The 19140-nt window shown below is 61.2% G+C and carries 14 protein-coding genes; 4 read left to right on the top strand and 10 right to left on the bottom strand.

Annotated features, from left to right (window positions below):
* Positions 1-436 precede the first annotated feature (436 nt).
* Together ACTJLC_RS22205 and ACTJLC_RS22200 are read left to right on the top strand one after the other, a co-directional pair.
* Positions 437-2803, top strand: a complete 2367-nt coding sequence (locus ACTJLC_RS22205; RefSeq protein WP_073429480.1) for a bifunctional diguanylate cyclase/phosphodiesterase — start codon at positions 437-439, stop codon at positions 2801-2803.
* A gap of 120 nt (positions 2804-2923) precedes the next feature.
* Positions 2924-4132, top strand: a complete 1209-nt coding sequence (locus ACTJLC_RS22200; protein WP_073429479.1) for a chromate transporter — start codon at positions 2924-2926, stop codon at positions 4130-4132.
* A 30-nt stretch (positions 4133-4162) separates the two neighbouring features.
* On the opposite strand, the gene ACTJLC_RS22195 is transcribed toward ACTJLC_RS22200, so the two are convergent.
* The 5 genes from ACTJLC_RS22195 to ACTJLC_RS22175 form a co-directional block, all read right to left on the bottom strand.
* The gene (locus tag ACTJLC_RS22195) at positions 4163-4621 is read right to left on the bottom strand and encodes a CopD family protein (RefSeq protein WP_073429580.1); all 459 of its coding nucleotides are present in this window, start codon (positions 4619-4621) and stop codon (positions 4163-4165) included.
* A gap of 247 nt (positions 4622-4868) precedes the next feature.
* A complete protein-coding gene (gene parC, locus ACTJLC_RS22190) occupies positions 4869-7193 on the bottom strand; it encodes a DNA topoisomerase IV subunit A (protein ID WP_073429478.1) in 2325 nt (774 codons plus the stop codon).
* Positions 7194-7256: 63 nt separating this feature from the next.
* Complete coding sequence (locus ACTJLC_RS22185) at positions 7257-9242, bottom strand: DNA topoisomerase IV subunit B (RefSeq protein ID WP_073429477.1); 1986 nt, start codon at positions 9240-9242, stop codon at positions 7257-7259.
* 325 nt (positions 9243-9567) lie between these two features.
* Positions 9568-11490, bottom strand: a complete 1923-nt coding sequence (locus tag ACTJLC_RS22180; protein ID WP_073429476.1) for an ATP-binding cassette domain-containing protein — start codon at positions 11488-11490, stop codon at positions 9568-9570.
* A gap of 205 nt (positions 11491-11695) precedes the next feature.
* A complete protein-coding gene (locus tag ACTJLC_RS22175) occupies positions 11696-12097 on the bottom strand; it encodes a DUF4399 domain-containing protein (protein WP_073429475.1) in 402 nt (133 codons plus the stop codon).
* A gap of 317 nt (positions 12098-12414) precedes the next feature.
* Here ACTJLC_RS22175 and ACTJLC_RS22170 point away from each other — a divergent pair, with 317 nt between their 5' ends.
* Positions 12415-12606 (top strand): rubredoxin, encoded by a 192-nt coding sequence (locus ACTJLC_RS22170; protein WP_007175738.1) that lies wholly within the window; start codon positions 12415-12417, stop codon positions 12604-12606.
* A 737-nt stretch (positions 12607-13343) separates the two neighbouring features.
* Positions 13344-14858, top strand: coding sequence for a GapS1 family protein (gapS1, locus tag ACTJLC_RS22165; RefSeq protein WP_310131944.1), 1515 nt, complete (start codon positions 13344-13346; stop codon positions 14856-14858).
* A gap of 589 nt (positions 14859-15447) precedes the next feature.
* Here gapS1 and ACTJLC_RS22160 read toward each other — a convergent pair.
* The 5 genes from ACTJLC_RS22160 to ACTJLC_RS22140 all read right to left on the bottom strand — a co-directional run bounded on the left by ACTJLC_RS22160 (position 15448) and on the right by ACTJLC_RS22140 (position 19120).
* Positions 15448-16191 (bottom strand): TIGR02391 family protein, encoded by a 744-nt coding sequence (locus ACTJLC_RS22160; RefSeq protein WP_073429473.1) that lies wholly within the window; start codon positions 16189-16191, stop codon positions 15448-15450.
* Between the two features lie 1240 nt (positions 16192-17431).
* A complete protein-coding gene (locus ACTJLC_RS22155) occupies positions 17432-17737 on the bottom strand; it encodes a hypothetical protein (RefSeq protein WP_310131946.1) in 306 nt (101 codons plus the stop codon).
* Positions 17738-17751: 14 nt separating this feature from the next.
* Positions 17752-18204 carry a DUF3828 domain-containing protein gene (locus tag ACTJLC_RS22150; protein WP_073429470.1) on the bottom strand — a complete coding sequence of 151 codons (453 nt, stop codon included), beginning with the start codon at positions 18202-18204 and terminating at the stop codon, positions 17752-17754.
* An 8-nt stretch (positions 18205-18212) separates the two neighbouring features.
* Entirely contained in the window at positions 18213-18587 is a 375-nt protein-coding gene (locus ACTJLC_RS22145; protein WP_073429469.1) for a CHAP domain-containing protein, read from the bottom strand.
* Between the two features lie 98 nt (positions 18588-18685).
* Positions 18686-19120, bottom strand: a complete 435-nt coding sequence (locus ACTJLC_RS22140) for a hypothetical protein (protein WP_235004880.1) — start codon at positions 19118-19120, stop codon at positions 18686-18688.
* Positions 19121-19140: the final 20 nt, after the last annotated feature.

Raw genomic sequence — 19140 nt, 5'->3', positions numbered from 1 at the left:
CGGCGCGCCGCCGCCGCGCCCTGACCACAAACGCCACATCGTTTGCACGACTAATGCGCTTCGCATCATGAAAGGCTTGCCAGATGCGTGCCAATACCCTGAATATCTGAAACGCCGGAACACCCGATCCGATGAAATGCTCGAACATGACCGCTGGGCGGCTGCCCTTGAGCCGAGCAAGCCGGCCAGGCGTCCAGCCGGGGAAAACGACCTGCCCGGCGCGCGTATACCCGATGCGAGGAAGCTTCCTTAATCCAGTGGCATTAAGTAATATCGAAACGTTCCCGACGACCTGCGGATGGTCCGGCACGACGCCACGCCCCTTCTTCCTGCGCAGCAGTCCCGGCGCCTTGGTGACCATGCAGCCAACCATGAAATCAGCGCAGTCGATGTCCGCGCGTTCGCAAACGGCCGGCAGCCTTGCACGGGCCGCGCAATGAGCAAATCCCGCTTCTCCGACCACACCGAAACCAAACCTCGGCGCGACCCCGCGGTGTCGCGCCGCCGCGCGCTGCTCGCCATTCCCGCGCTAGGCGTGCTGGTGCTGATTTTGCTGTGGACCGTGATCTTCGCGCGCCTGTCGGTCGAAAAAGAAGCCACGTATCGCGAGGCGATGGCCTCCGCCGCGATTCTCTCGGCGGCGCTCGAACAGCACACCGTGAAGGCGATTCACCAGGTCGATCAGATCACCCGCTTCGTCAAATACGAGTTCGAGAAAACCCCACATAGCTTCGATCTCGCGAGCACGGTCGAAAAAGGCGTGGTGCAAAGCGAGACCCTGGTGCAGGTGTCGCTGATCGATGAACACGGCACGTTGATTGCAAACACGGCCGAGCTCAACCCCAAGCGCATCGACCTGTCGGACCGCGAACACTTCAAGGTCCACGAACACGAAAACGACGACCAGTTGTTCATCAGCAAACCGGTGCTCGGCCGCGTGTCCGGCCATTGGACCTTGCAGATGACCCGGCGTCTGAATCACCCGGATGGCTCGTTCGCGGGCGTGGTGGTGGTGTCGGAGGACCCGAGCTATTTCACCAGCGACTTCTACAATAACGCGGCCATTGGGCGCGAAGGCGTGATCGCCGTGATCTCGGACAACGGCGCGGTGCTCGCGCGGCGCACCGGCAGCGTCGTCTCCGCCAACGGCGCGTTCTCGGCGAGCGGCTCGTATCCGACCTCGGAGCATGTGTCGGGCACCTACGTCGACTCGATCGACAACGTCACGCGCATCGTGTCGTACCGGCATATCGACGGCTATCCGCTCGGCGTGCTGGTCGGCCTTTCGCAAGCCGAGGAATTCGCCGACTACAACCACACGCGCAACGTCTATCTGTTGATGGCGGGCTTCATCTCGCTCGCCATGCTGAGCTTCTTCGCGGTGGCCACGGGTCTGATCGGCAAGCTGCTCGGCCGCGAGCGCGAGATGACGCATCTGGTCGAATACGATCTGCTGACCGGCTTGCGCAACCGCTATGCCACGCTGCAAACGCTGCGGCACGACGTGGCGCAGCCCGCCAATCTCGGCCGCCTCGCGATTCTCTTCATCGACCTCGACAACTTCAAGACCGTCAACGACACGCTCGGCCACAACGCCGGCGACATCGTGCTGCAAATGACAGCCTCGCGCCTCGCCACCGCGGTCGGCGACGGCGGCGCTTCGGGCGGCGCGTTGAGCCGCATCGGCGGCGACGAGTTCGTCGTCGTGATCAAGGGCGACGATGTCGAGAAGCGCGCGGTGGCGCTCGCCGAGGCCGCCGCCGAAGCGTTCGCCAAGCCGTTCGAGGTGCGCGGCAGTTCGTTCGTGCTGCATGCGAGCATCGGCATCGCGCTTTATTCGGTCGCCAATGAAAGCGAGATCGACCTGCTGAAAAAGGCCGACCTCGCGATGTACAGCGCGAAGGACGCAGGCAAGAACTGCTACCAGTTCTATTCGCCGCAACTGTCGCACCGCGCGGACCATCTGATGAAGTGGGAACAGCAACTGCGCGTCGCGCTCGCCGAAGGGCAACTGTTTCTCGCCTATCAGCCGAAGATCGATCTCACGCGCCGCTGTATCACGGGCTTCGAGGCGCTGGTGCGCTGGAATCATCCGCAGCATGGTTTGATTCCGGCCAACGAGTTCATTCCGGTTGCCGAATCGACCGGCCTGATCGTGCCGATCGGCGACTTCGTGATCGAGACCGCGTGCCGTCAACTCGCGCAGTGGCAGCAACAGGGCTACGACACGCTGTCGCTCGCGGTGAACATTTCGGCGGTGCAATTCTGGCGCGGCGATCTGTACGAGACCATCTCGCATGCCATCGAGGAAAGCGGCATCTCCGCGCGCCGCCTCGAACTCGAGATCACCGAAACGGCGATGATGGAATACCCCGAACTCGTCTCCGAGAAAATCTTCGCGTTGAAGCGCCTCGGCGTGCGAATCGCGCTCGACGATTTCGGCACCGGCTATTCGTCGCTCTCGTACCTGAACCGCTTCTCCGTGGACACGCTGAAAGTGGATCGCTCGTTTATCCAGGCCATTCCGGGCGACCGCAGCGTCTGCGTGATGGTGACCGCGATCGTCAATCTGGCGCGCTCGCTCGGGCTGACGGTGGTGGTCGAAGGCACGGAGACCGAAGAGCAGATTGCATGGCTCGCCGCGCTCGGCCATATCGAGGCGCAGGGCTTCCTGTTCTCGCGCCCGGTGCCGGTGGACGCCATTGCGGCGCTGCTCGAACGCTTCGGCGTATGCGGCCAGACGGTACGCCGCCCCGCGCATGCAACCGACAGCGCGAGCAGCGTGCCGAGCACCAGCAACTGAGCCGTAACGCAGTAGAACCGCTACATGCACGGCGTAGCGCGTCACCGCGCGTAGCCGGCCGCATCAATACAACAACGATTCAACAGGGCGGGGGTCCTTGACCAAGGCCCCCGCGGCACCATGCAGACGATAACGAGCCAAGATGCCGCGAGACGAGGAAACCGGGAACCGCTATGGACGCTATTTCGGGTCGTGTTCGGCCTGTCGGCGTTGTCATGGGGCGGACTCGCGCTCATGGCGCAACTCGAAAACCACTATGTCGAACGGGAAGGCAGGCTCTCGCGCGTCGCCTTCTCCGACCTGATCGCGCTCGCCTGGATGGTGCCGGGGCCGGTGGGCTGCAACGTCGCCGTGCAGCTAGGGCACGCGCTGCGCGGACGCGCCGGCGCGTGGGTGGCGGGCATCGCGAGCGTGCTGCCTTTTTTCACGCTGATGACGCTGTTCGCGATCTTCTATCGCACGCCGCTCGTGCGCGCCGCCTCGTCGCAAATCTTGCTGAATCACTTCAGCGTGGTGCTGGCCACGTTGATCGCGATCACCTGGTTCAAACAGATGCGCGCGCTGGTGCGCGGCAAGCTCGAATGGAGCGCGGCGGTGCTGGGTTGCATGGCGCTTTTCTATGCGCGCAGTCCCGCCGCTTACGTCTTGATGCTCGGCGCGGCGTTCGGTACGGGCTGGATCGCGAGCCCGGTTCGCGATAGCCACATTGTCGTGTCGCTCGCACGCGGCGACTGGCAAGTGCTGGCGTCGCTCTCCGTGTTCCTGGTGCTGTTCGCGCTGCCGCTGCCGCATCGCTATGAACTGGCGCTGCTGTGGCCGCGGCTGGCCGGCGCCGGCATGACCTTGTTCGGCGGCGGCTTTTCGGCGTTGCCCGTGCTCAAGACCTTGTTCGTCACGCCGGCGATCGGCATATCGGATAACGACTTCACCCTGGCGTTTTCGCTGTCGCCGCTTTCGCCTGGCCCGCTTCTGAACGTGGTGCCGTTCTTCGGCTATCTGGTGGACGGCTGGGCGGGCGCCCTGATTGCAACGCTGGCGCTATTCGTGCCGTCGGGATGCCTCGTGGTGGTGGCGCAACGGCATCTGCATCAGTTGAAGGCCAATCCGCGTTTCGAGCATGGCATGCGGATCTTGCGCGCGGTCACGACGGCGTTCCTCGCGGTGGCCGTGTTGCGCATCGCGGTACGTGTACCGCTCGAACCGGTTTATCTGCTGACCGCGCTCTTCTCCGGCATCTGCTTCGCGAAGCTCAAGCTGCCGGTGTACGCGGTGTACGGCACGGTGGCCGCGGCGTGCGGCTTGTGGCTTGCCCACGGCGCGCTGCACTGAGGCAAGCGGCGGCCGCGGCGGCCGCGCCGCTCAGAATCCGCGCGAGAGCACCGCGACGCCGATCGTCACCACGCCCAGCACGATATTGATCAGCACGAGGCGCCGGATCGTGCCGACCGCCTGCGCGCCGTCCGGCCATTTTTGCGCCTGCACCGCGCGACGAATGCGCGGGAACACAGCGAAGCGGATGTGGCCGAAGATCAGCATCATCACGATGCCGATGCCGGCCATTGCATGCAGCGGCCAGGTTGCGCGACCGCCGCCGAATTGCATCAGCAGGAAACCGCCCGTGAGGAGAATCACCAGCACCGACGCGGCGACCCAGTTGAAGAAGCGGCCGAACACCGATTCCCACAGAGGCAGGCGCAATTGCGGCGATAGATCGGCAATGGCCGGACGCAAACAGAAATGTGCGAACACCATTCCGCCGACCCACACTGCAACCGCGAGCAGATGCAGAAAGAGCGCGAGTTCGATAGCCTTGTTCATGTTGTTTTCCTCTGCCGACGACGCCATACCGCTGATGCCGAATGCTATTAGCAGCGGCTACTGAGCGCGTTCGACCGCACGCTATGTGTGCAGTTCCTGCGCCGATGGCGTTCTGACATTCTTTCTAGTTTTAATTGCAGCGCGCCGCGATACGGCGACGCGTTGCCCCCGAAATTCCACTGCGCACGGCGCGCGCTCGATGTGTCTGCGTTTTGCGCTGCGTTTTACGTTACGTCATGCGCTTATGTCACGCGGCCAGCACCGGACGCATTCCTTCGAGCTTCAGCTTGCTCTCGGGCGTGCGCCCCTTGCGCGCCCGCTTGCCGATATGCGGCGCGAGCGCCGCCCCGCTCAGCTTCTCTTCGTCGAGACGGCCGCCGCGGCGCGTACCAATCAGCATGACACCCGCATGGTTGATCGCCAGCGCCTGCGACAGCGTTTCGTTGTCGTCGAGCCCCATCAGCGTGACGCCGCGTCCGCCGCCCGAGAGCGTCTTCATTTCGTCGAGACCGAACACCAGCACACGCCCGCCCGACGATAGACACGCGACATGCGTGGCGTCCGGCAGCATCGGCATCGGTGCGAGCGGCGCGGCGCCGGCGTCGATCGTCATGAACGACTTGCCGGCCTTCACGCGGCTCACCATATCGCCGACCCTGGCGATAAAGCCAAAGCCATTGCTCGACGCGAGCAGCAGCGCCTGATCCGCGGCAGCCGCGTAGTAATGCATCAGATGGCTGCCGGACTCGAGTTCGATCAACGACGTGACCGGCACGCCGTCACCCCGGCCGCCCGGCAGCAGCGCCACCGCCACCGAATAGACGCGGCCATTGCTGCCCCACGCGACCAGCGTATCCGGCGTGCGGCACTGGAACGCCGCATAAAGGCCGTCGCCGGCCTTGAACGTGAAGCCGGCCGTGTCCAGGCCGTGGCCCTTCAGCGCGCGCACCCAACCCTTCTGCGACACCACCACGGTAACCGGTTCGTCGACCACGCGCGCCTCGAACGTCGCGCGCTTTTCCTGCTGGATCAGCGTGCGGCGCTCGTCGCCGTATTGCTTCGCGTCGGCTTCGATTTCCCTGATGAGCAGGCGCTTCATTGCCGATTCACTGCCGAGCAGTTCCTCGAGCCTGGCCTTCTCGTCGCGCAACTCGGACAGTTCCTTTTCGATCTTGATCTTCTCGAGCCGCGCCAATTGACGCAAGCGGATTTCGAGAATGTCCTCGGCCTGGCGATCGGACAAGCCGAACGCGGCCATCAACGCGACCTTCGGTTCGTCGGATTCACGAATGATGCGGATGACTTCGTCGATGTTCAAAAAGACGATCATCCGGCCTTCGAGGATGTGAATCCGGTCGTCGACCTTTTGCAAACGATGACGCGTGCGGCGCGTGACCGTCGCGAAGCGGAACGCGATCCACTCGTGCAGGACTTCGCTCAAGCCCTTCTGACGCGGCCGGCCGTCGCCGCCCACCATCACCATGTTGAGCGACGCATTCGATTCGAGGCTGGTATGCGCGAGCAGCGAATTGACGAACTCCGTCTGATCGATGCGGCTCGACTTCGGCTCGAAGACGAGGCGTACCGGCGCATCGCGGCCCGACTCGTCGCGCACCGCGTCGAGCAAGCCGAGCATGGTCTGCCTGGTCTGAAGTTGCTCGGGCGTGAGCGCCTTCTTGCCGAGCTTGATTTTCGGGTTGGTCTGTTCTTCGATTTCCTCGAGCACCTTCTGCGTGGCCGTATTCGGCGGCAGTTCGGTGATCACGAGTTGCCACTGCCCGCGCGCGAGTTCTTCGATCTTCCAGCGCGCGCGCACCTTCAGGCTGCCGCGGCCGGTTTCATAGGCGGCGGAAATTTCGGCTTCGCTCGAAATGATCTGGCCGCCGCCGGGGAAGTCGGGCCCGGCGATGTGCTGCATCAACTCGGCGTGCTGGATCTTCGGATTGCGGATCATCGCAACCGCCGCCGCCGCGACTTCGCGCAGATTGTGCGACGGGATTTCCGTCGCGAGTCCCACCGCAATGCCGGAGGCGCCGTTCAGCAACACGAACGGCAGGCGGCCGGGCAACAGCCTCGGTTCCTGCGACGAGCCGTCGTAGTTCGGCATGAAATCGACCGTGCCCTGGTCGATCTCGTCGAGCAGCAGTTTGGCGATCGGCGTGAGACGCGCCTCGGTGTAGCGCATCGCCGCCGCGCCGTCGCCGTCGCGCGAACCGAAGTTGCCCTGGCCGTCGATCAGCGGATAGCGCATCGAAAAGTCTTGCGCGAGACGCACCAGCGCGTCGTATGCCGACTGGTCGCCGTGCGGGTGATACTTGCCGAGCACGTCGCCGACCACGCGCGCCGACTTGACCGGCTTCGCGTTGTCGCCGAGGCCCATCTCGTTCATCGCGTACAGGATGCGGCGCTGCACCGGCTTCTGGCCGTCGCATACATCCGGCAGCGCGCGGCCCTTGACCACGCTCACCGCGTAGTCGAGGTACGCGCGTTCCGCGTAATTGCCGAGCGTCAGGAAGTCGCCTTCCGGAGGCGGCGGCTCGGTGAAAAGATCAAGCGTGTTGTCGTCGTCCATCTAGATTCCGTATCCGTGTTTGGCGTGAAGTTTTCGTGCGAAGGTGGAGCGCTGCGACAACGCTCAGATGTCCGCTTCCACTTCGTTGCCTTTTTCTTCCAGCCAACTGCGCCGCGACGACGCTTCGCCCTTGCCCATCAGCATGGTCATGCGCGCGACCGTGGCGTCGTAGTCGAGCTCGCCGAGCGCCACCGGCGTGAGGCGGCGCGTGTCGGGGTTCATCGTGGTGTCCCACAACTGTTCCGCGCTCATTTCGCCGAGGCCCTTGAAGCGGCTGATCGACCACTGCGTATCGCGCACGCCGTCCTTGCGCAGCTTGTCGAGGATTGCCTCGAGTTCGCCCTCGTCGAGCGCGTAGAGCTTCTGGGCCGGCTTCTTGCCGCGCGCCGGCGCGTCGACGCGAAACAGCGGTGGACGCGCGACACACACATGCCCGCGCTCGATCAACTGCGGGAAATGCTTGAAGAACAGCGTGAGCAGGAGCACCTGAATGTGCGAACCGTCGACGTCGGCGTCCGAGAGAATGCAGATCTTGCCGTAGCGCAGATTCGACAGATCGACCTTGTCGTCCGGGCTATGCGGATCGACGCCGATCGCCACCGAAATGTCGTGCACCTCGTTGTTCGCGAACAGCCGGTCGCGCTCGGTTTCCCATGTGTTCAGCACCTTGCCGCGCAGCGGCAGGATGGCCTGGTATTCCTTGTCGCGGCCCATCTTCGCGGAGCCGCCCGCCGAGTCGCCCTCGACCAGAAACAGTTCGTTGCGGCCGATTTCCGTCGACTCGCAATCGGTCAGCTTGCCCGGCAACACGGCGACGCCCGAACTCTTGCGCTTCTCGACTTTCTGCCCGGCGCGCGTGCGGGCTTGCGCCTGCTTGATGACGAGGTCCGCGAGTTTCTTGCCGTGCTCGACGTGCTGGTTCAACCACAGTTCGAGCGCCGGACGCGCAAACGACGACACGAGCTTCACCGCGTCGCGGCTATTCAGCCGCTCCTTGATCTGCCCTTGGAACTGCGGATCGAGCACCTTCGCGGACAGCACGAACGACACGCGCGCGAACACGTCTTCGGCAAGCAGCTTCACGCCCTTCGGCTGCAGGTTGTGCAACTCGACGAAGCTCTTCACCGCCTGGTAAAGACCGTCGCGCAAGCCCGCTTCGTGCGTGCCGCCCGCGGGCGTCGGAATCAGGTTGACGTAGGACTCGCGCATGAGCGTGCCTTCCTCGCTCCACGCAACGACCCAGGCGGCGCCCTCGCCTTCCGCGAACGTCTCTTCGTTCGCGCGCGAGTTTTCCGCGTAGCGTTCGCCCTGGAACAGCGGAATCAGCAGATCGCTGCCGTTCATGCCTTCGAGCAGATAGCCGCGCAGACCGTCTTCGTATTTCCACGTCTGCTGCTCGCCGGTTTTCTCGTTGATCAACGTGACTTCCACGCCCGGCAGCAGCACCGCTTTCGAGCGCAGCAGACGTTGCAATTCGCCGAGCGGCAGGTTCGGCGAATCGAAGTATTTCGGATTCGCCCACGCGGTGACGCGCGTGCCGGATTTCTTCTCGCCCTTCGCGACGGGCCGCACCGTGAGTTCCTTGGCGACGTCGCCATTGGCGAAACTCAGGTCGGCGACCTTGCCGTCGCGCCACACGGTGACGTCGAGGCGCGTGGACAGCGCGTTGGTGACCGACACGCCGACGCCGTGCAGGCCGCCCGAAAACGTGTACGCGCCGCCGGCGGCTTTATCGAACTTGCCGCCCGCGTGCAGGCGCGTGTAGACGATTTCGACGACCGGCACGCCTTCTTCGGGATGCAGGCCGAACGGAATGCCGCGGCCGTCGTCCTCGACCGAGACCGAATGGTCCGCGTGCAGCGTGACCGTGATTTGCCGGCCGTAGCCGCCCAGGGCTTCGTCCGACGCGTTGTCGATGACTTCCTGAATGATGTGCAGCGGATTTTCAGTGCGGGTGTACATGCCGGGCCGTTGCTTGACCGGCTCGAGACCCTTCAACACCTTGATCGACGCTTCGCTATATGCGGCGTTTGGCTTTTTCGTAGACATGATTGCTCGGGTGCGTCGGTTCATCGTTGTCCACAGCGCCTGTGGACAGGTCCGTGGACAATGCGTTGAGTTTTCTAAAAAAGCGAAACGAAACAACGGGGTTAGGTGGGGTGCCCGCGATGCGGGCAAGCTGTTTTGTCGCGTGGCTTCCGGCTGGCGCGCTCGACGGCGGCGCACAGCCGGCCTCACGGCCGGCCAACGTCAATGCCGGTGCGAACGCCGGGGGAAGCCTGTTCGCGGGGTATTTTACTGATTTCGAAACAGGCGGCAATTCGCTAGACGTGGGATTGGCCGTCTGGATAAGGGGCGGCGCGCCCCCCGCGCGTTACTTGCGCTTCTTTTCCAGCTCGTCCCAGCGTTCCAGCGCGATCAGCAGTTCCTCGTCGATCGCGGCATACCGTTCGGTCAGACGGGTGCCTTCCTGCGGGTCTTTCGCGAAGACCGAACCGTCTTCGAGCTGCGCGCCGATGGTTTTCTGCTCCGCTTCGAGCGCGGCGATTTTTTCCGGCAGCGCGTCGAGTTCGCGCTGATCCTTGAACGACAGCTTGGCGGCGCGCTGCGTATTGCGGCCCGCCGCGCTGTCTTTCGGCGCCGCCTTGACGGCTTCCTTCTGCGTGTCCTGCGCCGCCAGTTGCTGCGAGCGGTCGCGCTGAATCTGCCAATCCGTAAAGCCGCCGACATATTCGCGCCACTTGCCGCCGCCTTCGGACGCAATCACGGAGGTCGCGACGTTGTCGAGAAACGCGCGGTCGTGGCTGACCAGCAGCACCGTGCCGTCGTATTCGGTGAGCAGTTCCTCGAGCAGTTCGAGCGTGGGAATGTCGAGGTCGTTGGTCGGTTCGTCGAGCACCAGCACGTTGGCCGGCCGCGCGAACAGACGCGCGAGCAGCAGACGGTTGCGCTCGCCGCCCGACAGCGACTTGACCGGCGAACGCGCGCGCTCCGGCGCGAACAGGAAGTCGCCGAGATAGCTCATGACGTGCTTTTTCTGGCCGTTCACCTCGACCCATTCGCTGCCGGGGCTGATGGTGTCGGCGAGGCTTTTGTCCAGATCGAGTTGCGCGCGCATCTGGTCGAAATACGCGACCTGCAGATTGGTGCCGACGCGCACCGTGCCTTCGTCCGGCGGCAATTCGCCGAGGATCATCTTGAGCAGCGTGGTCTTGCCCGCGCCGTTCGGACCGACGAAGCCGATCTTGTCGCCGCGCATCACCGTGGCCGTGAAGGTGTCGACCACCGTGCGGGAACCATAGCGCTTGGTGACGTCCGTCAATTCGGCGACGATCTTGCCGGATTTCTCGCCCTGGCCCACGTCGAGCTTGACGTTGCCTTGCACGTTGCGGCGCTCGGCGCGTTCGTTGCGCATCTGCACGAGCCGCGCGATCCGGCCGACGCTGCGCGTGCGACGCGCCTCGACGCCCTTGCGAATCCACACTTCTTCCTGCGCGAGCAGCTTATCGGCCTTGTCGTTTTCGACGCGCTCGATTTCCAGTTGCTGCGCCTTGCGCGTCTGGTACGCCGAGAAATTGCCGGGATACGACAGTAGCCGCCCGCGGTCCAGTTCGACGATGCGCGTGGCGACGCGGTCGAGAAACGCGCGGTCGTGGGTGATGAAAAGCAGACCCGCGCGCTGCGAGACCAGCAGATCCTCGAGCCAGCGGATGCCGTCGAAGTCGAGGTGGTTGGTCGGCTCGTCGAGCAGCAGCACGTCCGGCTGCACCACCAGCGCACGCGCCAACGCGACGCGTTTTTGCATGCCGCCCGACAGCGCGCCCACCCGCGCCTCGCCGTTCAGACCGATCTGCTGCAGCGTGGTGGCCACGCGCGTGCTCCAGTTCCAGGCGTCCGCCGTATCCAGCGACGATTGCAGCGTGTTCATGCGCGCCATCAGCGCGTCGTGTTGCGGGCCTTCGGGCTCGTCGGCGAGCTGATTGGCGACCGCGTCGTATTCGTCGAGCAGCGCGCGGGCGTGGGTGAGACCGGCGGCGACCGCTTCGAACACCGTGTCGTCCGTATCGAACTCCGGCTCCTGCGGGACGTAGACCGTGGTCTGATTCTGCTGGCGCGTGACGAGGCCGTCATCGGGTTTCATCAGATCGGCGACGATTTTCAGCAGCGACGATTTGCCCGCGCCGTTGCGGCCGATCAAGCCGACGCGCTCGCCCGCTTCGAGAGAGAAATCCGCGTGATCGAGCAACGCGACGTGACCGAACGCCAGTTGGGCCCCGGTAATGGTGTAAAGCGACATGGAGAATTGGAGAAGACAGCGATGAGTCGGAACTGCTCATTGTACCGGGCGCACGCTCTGGTGCCTGTATGCCGGAAGAGATAGGCCGAACGGCCGGCTTGCGGGGCGGATGCGGACCGGTGCAACCGGACGCATGCCGATGACGCGGATGGGAGCGCGCGGCCGGACGGCGCTTGCTCGCGCGCCGGCCGCGTCCCGCGGCGGCTTACTTGACGTGCACCGTGATGGTCTTGCTCATGCCGGGGCCGTAAGAACGATGCGCGCCGTCGCCGAATTGCAGCGTCAGCGTGTGGTCGCCCGGCGGCAGCGTCACGTCGGTCTCGGTTTGGCCCTTGCCGAAGTGCAGCGATTTGTCGTTGGCGGGAATGACCTCGCCCTTGGGCAGCGCCTTGCCGTCGATCAGCAGATGATGATGGCCGGTGCCTTCCGTCATCGTGCCGGCCGGCGCGATCTTCATGCCGTCGACGCCGAACACCACGTGTACGGGATTCGTGACGCTCGCGCCGTCCGCCGGTTGGACGAAAGACACGCCCTCCGCCTGCGCCACGCCCGATACGGCAAGCAACCCGGCCAACGCGAAACCGGCCAACCATTTGTTCTTCAACATCGTTTTTCTCCTTTTTTGCCAAACGAAATCATGCGCGGGCCATGCCGGCGACGATTGCTGGACCGCTCGCCCGGAGGTCGATCGTCGCAGTGCAGGCTGGGCGCCCGGCGCGCGCCGGCCGAAAGCTCGGCTGCGAGTCAGAGCATACACGGTGTGTGTGACCAGGGCCTTTCAGCGGGCTTGGGCGCATTGCCGCAATGCCGCATGGGCAAACAACGGCCCGCTTGACGAATTCCGGTAATATTGCGGGTCGCCGCCATGCCCAAAAAAGGGGCAGACTTGGCGGATCATTGCATTGAACCAAAGAAGAGTGCGTCGTGAGCGAAGTAATAGAAGTGACTGAATACAAAAGCTGGGTCTGCCTGATTTGCGGCTGGATCTACAACGAGGAAGAGGGTCTGCCCGAAGAAGGCATCGCGCCGGGTACGCGCTTCGCCGCGATTCCCGAGGATTGGCGCTGCCCGCTGTGCGACGTCGGAAAAGCGGAGTTCGCGGTGGTGGAATTCTGAGCCGGCTTGATTGAGGCGGCCGGACGCTGTGTTGTGTAGGCGTCGGCGTGGTTTGCACGGCCCGGCGGGCGATGCCCGCTGGGCCGTTTGTTTTGCGGGGCTGGCGTTCTTGCAGCCAGCCTCCTCGAATTTAGGTGCTTGACATAGTCTGCGCTCGCTGGCGACTTTGAGTCGCCGATCACTGCGGACCTTGTCCGACAACCGGATTGCGATGATTGTTTTGGTTTGGTCCTTCTCCCTGTAGTTCAGGGAGTGGAATGACAGGTGCGAAGCCCTGTCAGATAGAGATTGCTACCACTGCTGTGTAGCAAATCAAATCTGTAGCACGTAAAACTCCCTCCTTTCCGAGTGCCGGGGTCGACTATTCCGCGGTCATGGCTTTGGCGCTCGTCTGATGAGAATCGGCCAATTCTGGCCGCTCATCCATTCACTCTCGCAGAGGTTTGGACGTCGGCTTTGTCGCCGACGACTGCCGTTCGTTCAGCCATGATAATTCGGGATGCGTCGTCCTTGCGGCCCCTCGGTTTTCGGAATAGCCGTACGCCGGCGATCAGAGACTGCATCGTCCCCGCCTTGTGCGTTTGCGTCGCGTTTCTAGGTTGACGTCGCGTTATGGCTTTCTCCCAAATCCGCTCAAGTGATAACGTATCGGTTTTCTTAGAAATTACCGGGCTTGCCGGTTCTATGCGCAAATGAAAGTGTCGTCATATTCGGGGGATTTGCCTTTCGCATATAGGATGGCCAAGCACATTCCAAGGCAGAAAATTGGGATTGAGGAAGCCTATCGCTCCATTAGAAACCGATTACGCAAATACAGCGCGTCGTCAATTATCGATGCGGCGTTGCTCATCCTCTGGAACCCTCCGACAGATCGCCTCAAAGAGATAAGGAGTGCGCCCTGGCTGACGCTGCTTATCGTCAAGTGGGCGCTGCAGGATGGCCTCGTCAACTTGCGCCTCGGTCCGCCCATACCCATGGACGAGATGAACCGGATCAGGCAGGAACTGTGGGACATGCCGGAGACGGTGCGGGATGATACTGCGCCGAAGAACATCTTCTTGATGCTGCGCAAGCTGATGCACGCACAGGTCGAGTTTCAGCGTCCGGAAAGCCGTGGTTTCATGCGGTGGCCAGCGCTTTATGCGCGGATACCGGAGAACCGGAAGGAGCGCGGACAATTCCGAAACGCTTTCGGCATGGAACCAGACGTGTTTATGGTTCTCTCCTTCGCGCTTTACGCCGCTGTTCTTGACGGCAACCTGCCGTTGAGGCGCGACTGGATGCTGCCCTTGCGCGAGACGTATGGCGCATGTGTCGACGGGATCTACGAAATTTTTTCCCGTAACATCGCCAGTCTGCGCGACGAATTGCGGAAAGACGCGGCACAGAAGATCCATGGTATGGCAGAGCTTTACGAGTTTCCGTACGTGAAGAGGTTTCCGCTAGTACAACTGCGCGATGGGAGCGTGCACTGCTGGCACCGACTCGTTTTCGCCCGGGGTATCGAGGAGATCGTGCATCTTCGGCTTTCCGACCTGTACGGCGAGGAATACACGCGATCTTTCAGCCGAGTGTTTGAGGACTACGTTACCGAGCTAGCCATCGAGTCTGGCGTGTCTCTGATGACCGAGGCTGCCTACAAGGAAATTGCTGGTGGCCACGCACCAGCCGTCGAGGCCGTAATCGATGGCGACGGCGACTGCAATATCCTCGTCGAAGCCAAGATGAGTCTGTTCGCTGACGACGTGCTCTTGCAAGACAGCTCGATCGTCGCGCATCGGAAGACCAAGCGAGTGCGAGACGCGATCACGCAGGGGTGGAAGGTCGGTGGGCTCATCCGGGACAATCCGGTGTTCGGCGAGCGGTTTCAAAAGCAACAGGATTTCTTGCTGGTCGTGACCAGTCGTGAGTTATATGTTGGGGGTGGTGAAATGCTACAACGACTCTATCCAGCAGACGAGTTTGGCTACCCGGACCACGATGCAGCGCGCCGCTTGCCTTTGTCCAACGTGTTCGTAATGGGAATCGAGGAATTCGAGCGAGTGATGGGGTGCGTGCGGATAGGCGAAGTCAAACTGCCTGACCTGCTTCGTGAAGCTGCGCTGGCCAACCAGGACGGCCGCACATCCCGCATGTTCTTTAGCGACTTCCTGAAGGGATACGTGAAGGAGTGGACGCTTCCTTCCATACTGGAGAAGGCACAAGATCAGGTGCAAGAAAAAATCAGGGCGGCGTTGAGCGGGCGAGAGTAGGCGCGAACAGCAGCATTGAGTCTATGTAACGAAAGCGGAAGTCGCGGAACTGCATTCGGGCTGTCGTCAAGACGCCGCGGTCGTTAGCCAAGATGCTTTTTAACGGTAATGTCGCTGACCTTGCGATCATCTCCGTTGATCTAAGACCAAGGCGGCACTGAACGGACATCGCCCGTCGTCTTCTGCCATCGAGTCGTGAGCGGCAGAGCCGGACATATAAGACATGTAATGTCCCTTCCGTCCGATATCATGGCTGCCATGTGACTCATGTGCTTCCTTTGAATTTCGACGACGGAGAAGCAAAGCGTTTTATCGTCCGAGCAGCGATCGCTGTCGATGGGGCCACAAACAGAGCCATCCGTCGTATCGTCTTGGCGCATGGCGAGGGGAAATCTGTCCCGCCTACGATGAATCAGCTTTAACGCGCCATCGCGCTATAGCGCCTCAAAAAATATGATTTCGGTCAGACGGGAGACAGACGGTGAGGAGTGGCCAACCGCGCTCAGCAACGCCGGAGAGAGTCGCGGTCATCCGGCTCCCTTATCGAACTGTCGGTGCCCCGCTCTGCATCGCGCGCTCCCGTGTGATATTAGCTCTCTACAAGAATAGCTTTGTCAACCTTACCGGCTAATAAACTGGCCAATACCATATGCTCGGCCGCTTCTTTTTGCGTGAAGCCATTGATGGTGCTATGTGCTAAAGGATTGCGAACCCCAACATACGCGCCGGTGAATATGTTAATAAAACCCTTTTGTTCGCTTCTGCCGGACTCGGTATCAAGCGTGCTCAAAATGAGCTTCGCTCCTTCGAGCTTGAAAACTTCGGTCACAAGTGCCTGGCCGTCCAACTGGCTCTGTGTCCGCGCCCTAATGTAATCAAATACGGCCGTCACCGACGTTTCCACTGCCTGTCTGAAATGATTCGTTACATAGAAATCCCAAGCGCGGTTAGCGATGATCGGATGAAGAAGGTCGTAGAGCGCTATGTTTGGGTCGTGTTGCTCCACGCGCGCTGCGCTTAATTTTATTCGTGCTGCTTCGCGAAGCGGCATGAGGTCGATCGTTATAAAATCCAAGTAGTCACTTTGATCCGAAAAATCGATCCGCCGCATTGTTTCTCGTGACCATCTGTAGGGAGGCATCTGTTCGTGCCACACGTCCAAGAAGTCGTCAAACATCTTGCGTACGTCTGGATAAGCTTTCACGGCGCGAAGAAAGTGCCCGCGGCCGGGCTTGTCAAGTCCCGCTTCGCGGCCCCACACAAAGCACGCCCGCTCAATCGCATCGAGTTTGTCGGATGTTCTTGTGTACCAGTCGAGTGCTGCACTGTCCATTTGTAGAGTCGGCATTGGCAAAACGCTTAGTTTATCAATGACTCGACGCGTAAGGTTTCTGTGACACTACACCGAACTCGAACGGCCGGCCGCTCGTCTGCGGAACGGCGGTGCAATGGACATAGGCGGGTTCAGCGACGATGCGAACGGCAATCAAGTGTCAAAGTTACAGCCCGCGTGGACCAGAGCAGGTGCTTGTCTCCGGCGCGAGTTGGTCGTTCTGTCGGGTAGAGCAGGTTAACAGTGGCAACCCTCTCGGGGATAAGGTATCTGCGGGCGTCGCAAGAGTGATGGACTTCCGTCTGGTGCGCGGTGGGTTGACGCTTGAGTCTGTGCTTGTTGCCAGCGATCTTGAATGCGGATAAGCAACTATGTCCGCTACGAAGATTCGGATTCGTCGCGCGTGGCCGTCGGCTACGGTTGCCACATCGGACGTTCACTTTCGATGACAGCGTAGGTCCGCTTAGGGTCGAACCGAGCCGTTGAAAGTCACCTTGCCGGTTTTTCCCCGGCGGCGACAGTTCAATAGGGAGGAGTTGACGCACAAATTCATTAATTTGGTGTCGGTCCAGTGACGGAATAGGAGAGATGCCTACAGTCCGCATGCGCGCATATAAATTTTCACGCATTTAATCTTCATGTCAGCCCTCCTCTTTGTCATTGAACTTACCCTGCCGAAATCGCCGCGTCGCCAGATCCAGACCTGGCGCGGCTATCGCAGGATGGAGTTCGCACCACTGACATCGAGGCTGAACCTGTGCGTGTTATTACGAAAGAACTAACAGTTCCAGCGCAGCCGGGGTATTCGCGAGAGTCCCCGTCCACGAGAATTGCGTGCTGTTCCCTGAGCAATGGTATATCACCGTCGAATCCGCACCCTGTTGAGATGTCCGCAACACAAATCCTTGCTTTTCCGTCAGAGACTCCTGCACGTGGTCCGATATTAGTTTAATAACCAATGAGAATTCGCTTTTATCCTTAATTTGCGTAAACTCGTTGCAAATTTGATTGAATTTTGTTTGGTCCATTTCGTCCAATCCAAGAAATTTAGTTTGATCGCCAGCTTAAATCCGAAGAAGGCTCTTTTAAAATAATCCGGCTGATTTTCTGAATTTAAAAGGGTCCGCCGTGCAACTTCTGTGGCGCCAGGAATGAACCCCTTCGATTGCCGAGACTAGCGTATTCGCACAACAATATGAGCCTATTCGAGTTGATAACTTGCAAGTTGATGACAAGAGGTCTAGGAACTTTTGGCAAGGATTCCCGCGCGGTTCACACCGTCGTCGAGCCTGATTTGTCTGGCCGCCAGCAGGAACTCGAGACGAATCACCGCGAAGCGCGCGACCGTGTAGATATAGGCCAGGTTGCACGCCGTATGGTCGCGCTCCGGCGCCGCGAAGTTGCGTGCGCTCGCACGATCATCGGCCGCGACCCTGTCGGTCTGCACCTGAATGGCCGGATGTCGGCTCGCCAGAAAGCAGTCTAGCGGTGCTACAGGGACCGCGATCGAGCCTGCGCCGCTCGATCGCCTGCGGCCGCGCAGCAATGGAAATGATTGCTCTATTGAAGGTCGCGGGTGTCGTCGACCTTTGTGATTTTCCAGGCATCCCCCTGTTTGCGGAGAAACACCAACACACTGACCTTGTCCGTCGATCCAAAGGTAACGGGCACGACCGCAACATCGTCGAGCATCACAGCGGGGCGCGTTGCGATATTGGCAGCCCAATCGTGCTCGTCGTAGTCCTGCACCTTGGTGAAATAGTCGCTATCGCCCGGCAGCCGATTATGGTGATAGGCGTTGCGCAGCTTGTCGGCCGTCGCTTTGGCTACGTACGTATAAATCCCTTTGTCCATCAACGGATAGACATCATTCGATTGCCGCTTGATGTACCAGGCGTAGAACGCTTTCGTGCTTGCATCAGGCGTGACGCTATCCGCGAGCGCGGCCTGCTGCAAAAACATTCCGCACACGAGCAGCCATACCGACACAGAGAATGTGAATATCTTCTTCATGGTGGGCCCTAGTTGTACCGGTAGGTCTTGTGTGAGGGCTGTGCCTGTCGATAGGCAGGCCCCGGATAGAAGCCTTGCGCGCCGGAATGCGTTTGTTTGAAATCAGATACCCAGATCGAGCCGTCAAAAATCGCCATGTGCCCGGCGGGGTGTCCGGGCGCCGGTTGTATCACGACCACGTCGCCTTTCTGCGGCGATCCGGTTGTTTCCCGAAAGCCAACCGCTTGCAAAAGCGGGCCGTAGTCCTTGGCGAAGTGCGCGTGGTGCAGCGAGAGGCCGCCGGCTTCTATCGCCTTGCGCACGTACCTTGCACAGTTGCCGGTGCTGTGGGATTGCGCGTGATCGTCTGCGTAGCTAGCGGCGACGGATTTATCGAATGGCATTCTGTCTCCTGTGAGGAAAGGAAGCGCGGTGGAACGCTACCACACGAGAGGCGCTGAAATCGTCAGAAATGATTCGAAATCGGTCCGCGCCCGCGAAGTTATGCGGGCTGGATTACAGCAACGACAGCCGCCGCTTCGACCTTGATAATCAGGCCGCTTTCACTAGCTTCAACCGTCCTTTCTTCGCGACCTGAGCCGGGTCGAGATTGGTGTATCGCTTCAGATTGCGCCAGCCCTTGTGCGCGGTCACGGCGGCCACTTCTGGTCGATGCCGCTGCAGTATGTAGTGCTCGTTCGATTTCGGCACCACTGCGCGCTTTGAATCGGCGCGCGCCTGTCGGTATTTTCCTGACGAGCTCCCCCACGGTCACGGTGGCCGCGTCGACCGCGTTGTGCCCCTTGTCGATCTCGGCTTCCCTCTCCCGCGCCCAAGCCTCCGCAGCGGATTCAGTTTTGAACGTTTTTGCTATACTCTGCCCTCGCTTGCGTACCTGGGCACGCCAGCGACTGCCCACCGGCAGGATCGAAGCCATGTGCTTAACCCGTCTGGAAA

It is taken from the genome of Paraburkholderia sp. 22099 (assembly GCF_052045835.1).
GTDB classification, from domain to species: Bacteria; Pseudomonadota; Gammaproteobacteria; order Burkholderiales; family Burkholderiaceae; genus Paraburkholderia; species Paraburkholderia terricola.
This window is presented reverse-complemented; position numbering and strand designations above follow the sequence as displayed.

Bases quoted from the DNA above. Each gene is read 5' to 3' on its own strand.
- ACTJLC_RS22205 (WP_073429480.1), top strand. From the start codon at position 437: ATGAGCAAATCCCGCTTCTCCGACCACACCGAAACCAAACCTCGGCGC.
- ACTJLC_RS22200 (WP_073429479.1), top strand. From the start codon at position 2,924: ATGCAGACGATAACGAGCCAAGATGCCGCGAGACGAGGAAACCGGGAA.
- ACTJLC_RS22195 (WP_073429580.1), bottom strand. From the start codon at position 4,621: ATGAACAAGGCTATCGAACTCGCGCTCTTTCTGCATCTGCTCGCGGTT.
- parC (WP_073429478.1), bottom strand. From the start codon at position 7,193: ATGGACGACGACAACACGCTTGATCTTTTCACCGAGCCGCCGCCTCCG.
- ACTJLC_RS22185 (WP_073429477.1), bottom strand. From the start codon at position 9,242: ATGTCTACGAAAAAGCCAAACGCCGCATATAGCGAAGCGTCGATCAAG.
- ACTJLC_RS22180 (WP_073429476.1), bottom strand. From the start codon at position 11,490: ATGTCGCTTTACACCATTACCGGGGCCCAACTGGCGTTCGGTCACGTC.
- ACTJLC_RS22175 (WP_073429475.1), bottom strand. From the start codon at position 12,097: ATGTTGAAGAACAAATGGTTGGCCGGTTTCGCGTTGGCCGGGTTGCTT.
- gapS1 (WP_310131944.1), top strand. From the start codon at position 13,344: ATGGCCAAGCACATTCCAAGGCAGAAAATTGGGATTGAGGAAGCCTAT.
- ACTJLC_RS22160 (WP_073429473.1), bottom strand. From the start codon at position 16,191: ATGGACAGTGCAGCACTCGACTGGTACACAAGAACATCCGACAAACTC.
- ACTJLC_RS22150 (WP_073429470.1), bottom strand. From the start codon at position 18,204: ATGAAGAAGATATTCACATTCTCTGTGTCGGTATGGCTGCTCGTGTGC.
- ACTJLC_RS22145 (WP_073429469.1), bottom strand. From the start codon at position 18,587: ATGCCATTCGATAAATCCGTCGCCGCTAGCTACGCAGACGATCACGCG.
- ACTJLC_RS22140 (WP_235004880.1), bottom strand. From the start codon at position 19,120: ATGGCTTCGATCCTGCCGGTGGGCAGTCGCTGGCGTGCCCAGGTACGC.